The 2,759-nt window shown below is 64.5% G+C and carries 4 protein-coding genes and 1 pseudogene; 3 read left to right on the top strand and 2 right to left on the bottom strand.

What is annotated here, in order from left to right:
• Positions 1-83 precede the first annotated feature (83 nt).
• Entirely contained in the window at positions 84-503 is a 420-nt protein-coding gene (locus AC04L7_RS16050; RefSeq protein WP_436001432.1) for a single-stranded DNA-binding protein, read from the bottom strand.
• Positions 504-595: 92 nt separating this feature from the next.
• Complete coding sequence (locus tag AC04L7_RS16055; protein WP_436001434.1) at positions 596-1,264, bottom strand: hypothetical protein; 669 nt, start codon at positions 1,262-1,264, stop codon at positions 596-598.
• Between the two features lie 141 nt (positions 1,265-1,405).
• Here AC04L7_RS16055 and AC04L7_RS16060 point away from each other — a divergent pair, with 141 nt between their 5' ends.
• The 3 genes and pseudogenes from AC04L7_RS16060 to AC04L7_RS16070 form a co-directional block, all read left to right on the top strand.
• Positions 1,406-2,107, top strand: a complete 702-nt coding sequence (locus tag AC04L7_RS16060; RefSeq protein WP_436001436.1) for a DUF2786 domain-containing protein — start codon at positions 1,406-1,408, stop codon at positions 2,105-2,107.
• On the top strand, positions 2,104-2,400 hold the full coding sequence (locus AC04L7_RS16065; protein ID WP_436001438.1) for a hypothetical protein: 297 nt from the start codon (positions 2,104-2,106) through the stop codon (positions 2,398-2,400). Before AC04L7_RS16060 ends, AC04L7_RS16065 begins: the two co-directional genes overlap by 4 nt.
• Positions 2,401-2,404: 4 nt before the next feature.
• A pseudogene (locus AC04L7_RS16070) lies at positions 2,405-2,759 on the top strand (class I SAM-dependent methyltransferase); the annotation flags it as partial.

The raw sequence follows: 2,759 nt of genomic DNA on the forward strand, positions 1-2,759 counted from the left end.
TCCCGGTAGCAACGGAGAACGAGAAAGGCCCCAGAAACTGGGGCCTTTCAGTGGTGATCACGTGAATCGCCTACGCGCAGGGATCAGCTACGCGCGGCATCCTCAAAAGGGATATCGTCCGAACTGTCGATTGCCGGCGGCGCTTCGGTCGGAGCGCGCTGGTTGTCGGGCTTGTCCAGGAAGATGAACTCGTCGACCACCACATTCGTCTGGTAGCGCGGCTTCTCTTCGCCTTGCACCTGGTAGCTCTCGGTGCGCAGTCTGCCATCGATCAGGATGTACGATCCCTTGCGGCCGTGCTCGCACAGGATTTCGGCGGACTTGCCGAACGCGACGACGGATGTCCATTCGGTGCGTTCCTTTCGGTCGTCTCCGGTACCCCACACTTCGGTGGTAGCGACCTGGAAGCGCACGAAGTTCTTGCCACCGTTGCTGGAACGAAGCTCCAGCGCGTTACCAATGAAGCCCACAAGCTGGGCCTTCGAGAAACTGCGTCTTGCCATGATGTTGGCCCCTGTGCCCGATACGCTCAGGCGTGGCGTTGGGATGGATGAGGGAGTGGCATCGACGCATCCCGTCGCCGACGCCGAAGGTGTTACGGGCGCGGGCTGGAGATCTCGTCGTCGAGGTCATCGTCGACCACCGCCTCGCTGGCCAAGTGCGCGCTCGGGCGTGCACCGCTGAGGGCTTCGTAGGCTTTGGCAATGAGTGCGCTGGTAGCCGGATCGGCTGACGCCTCAGCGCTGAGGTTCGCCTTGTCCATGGCTTGTGCCATCTGCTCCACCAGGGAGCGAAGCTCAGCGTAGGACGTGACGTTGGTGAGCGGGGCGGGAGCTACCTGCTCCAGCGCCATGCGTGCGGCGCCAAGATCGAATTCGGCCGTGCTGCGCTGATCGCCCAGCCCGAAGGACTGGGTGTACTTCAGCCCTTCGCGCACGTCCTTGTCCAGCATGTTGCGCAGAGCGAAGGTGCTGACGATCGCGTTGCGATCGCCAATGCCGTGCTCGATGTAGTTGACGGCTTTGCGCAGGTGCTTTGCCAGCTCGTCCCGCTGACCTACGAGCTCGTACGAGCTGCGGAACAGCTCCATGGTCACCGCATCGCCTTCATGCGGAAGGATCTCCGCCAGGCTCTTGCGCGTGAACTGCCCGGCAATCGGATTGCCGTGCTCGTCCAGCTTGGGCTGGGGGGCGCCGACGATGGTGCGGCCGACGATCGAGAAGGGGCCCGCAAGGGCAATGGCTTTGGTGGGGAGGGTGTCCATGGGGGCCACAATAGGAGATCACAGTAAAAGTTGCAACTTTGGTTAGAGTATCCGAAACTAACCGGGTCAAGAACACGCTCAGGGCCGTACTAGCTCGGTTTTGAGACCCCTCGCACAGTCGAAATGCACGGAGCTTTCGAGATGACACGGGAACAAGCACTCAGGAAGGTGATGGCATGCCTGCGGATGGCCCAGTCGGGCTCCGCGAACAGCCAGGAGGCGGCCACCGCGCTGCGGCACGCCCGGGTCCTGATGGACCAGTACGGCCTCACCGAGATCGATCTGAACGAAGACGTCATGGGCTTCTTCAGCGCCAAGACCCGCTATCGGGGTGGCGAGCTGCCCACCTCATTGATCGCGCTTGCATGCGTCGTTGACCGCATGTACGGCTGCATGTCGATCGTGCGGATGCGCCATGGCGCGACGGAAGTGACTTTCGGAGGGCCGCCGGCCGCGGCGGAAGTGGCCTCCTACGCCTTCACCGTATTGCGCCGCATGCTGGAGCGCGACCGGACCCAGTACCTGGCGCGTGTTCGCAAGGCCAAGAGCCGCCGAGAGCGCGGTGAGCTGTTCGCCTCCGGCTGGGTGCGCGCCGTTCGCGACCGCCTGCCGCCCATGGGTCTGACGGACGAGCAGACCCAGTCTCTGGAGCGCGGCTTCCGCGCCAAGTTCGGCGAGATGGAATCCACCACCGGGAAGGTCATCGGCAAGCCTTCGCGCAGCGATGCCGCTATCCGGGACGTCGTCAACGGCGTGCTGAAGGGCCGTCAGGCACACGTGGCCCCCGGCCTCGGTACGAGCAGCCGTGCGAGTGATCAGCTCCAGCTGGAGCACCAGGCATGAGCCGGCGCAAGAAGATCGCCGCAGGCCAGATCTGGGTGGCCTCACGTGCCACCGCTCGTGGGAGCACCCGCGCCGCGCCCAAGCGCCCGCGCACGGTCACCCGCACGGTACTGGCGGTGATCGAGGACAAGATCTCCTACACGGTCGGCGGCCCGCTGCCGCGGTACTGCCATCGCCGGGCGTTCCTGCTCTGGGCCCGCACGTACGCCGCCAAGGCAAGGGCGACGCATCGCCAGCCGCCGCCGCTGCAGCTGGTGGCGCCGCCCTCCGGGAGGGCTCGTCGTGCGAAATGAGCCTATGCGCAAGGCCCTGGGGCAGTACATGACGCCGGCGTATGCCGCCGAGCGCCTGGTGGAGCAGTTTCTCCCCAACCTGACCAGCCACGACTTCGTCATCGAACCGACCTGTGGTGATGGCGCATTCCTGCAGGCCATTCCTGACCACGTACCAGCCCTGGGGATCGAGATCGATCCCGTGCTTGCGGACATCGCGCGTGAGCAGACCGGTCGCAAGGTCATCACCGGCGACTTCTGCATGGTCGATATCAACGCACCGGTCACGCACGTCATCGGCAACCCGCCGTTCAAGACCAAGCTCGTCGAACAGATCCTCGATCGATGCCACCTGTTGCTCCCGGAAGAGGGCACTGCTG

This window comes from Pseudoxanthomonas sp. LjRoot204_2 (assembly GCF_056175765.1).

Excerpts from the sequence above, each read along its gene's own strand:
- AC04L7_RS16060 (WP_436001436.1), top strand. The coding sequence starts at position 1,406 with ATGACACGGGAACAAGCACTCAGGAAGGTGATGGCATGCCTGCGGATG.
- AC04L7_RS16050 (WP_436001432.1), bottom strand. The coding sequence starts at position 503 with ATGGCAAGACGCAGTTTCTCGAAGGCCCAGCTTGTGGGCTTCATTGGT.
- AC04L7_RS16055 (WP_436001434.1), bottom strand. The coding sequence starts at position 1,264 with ATGGACACCCTCCCCACCAAAGCCATTGCCCTTGCGGGCCCCTTCTCG.
- AC04L7_RS16065 (WP_436001438.1), top strand. The coding sequence starts at position 2,104 with ATGAGCCGGCGCAAGAAGATCGCCGCAGGCCAGATCTGGGTGGCCTCA.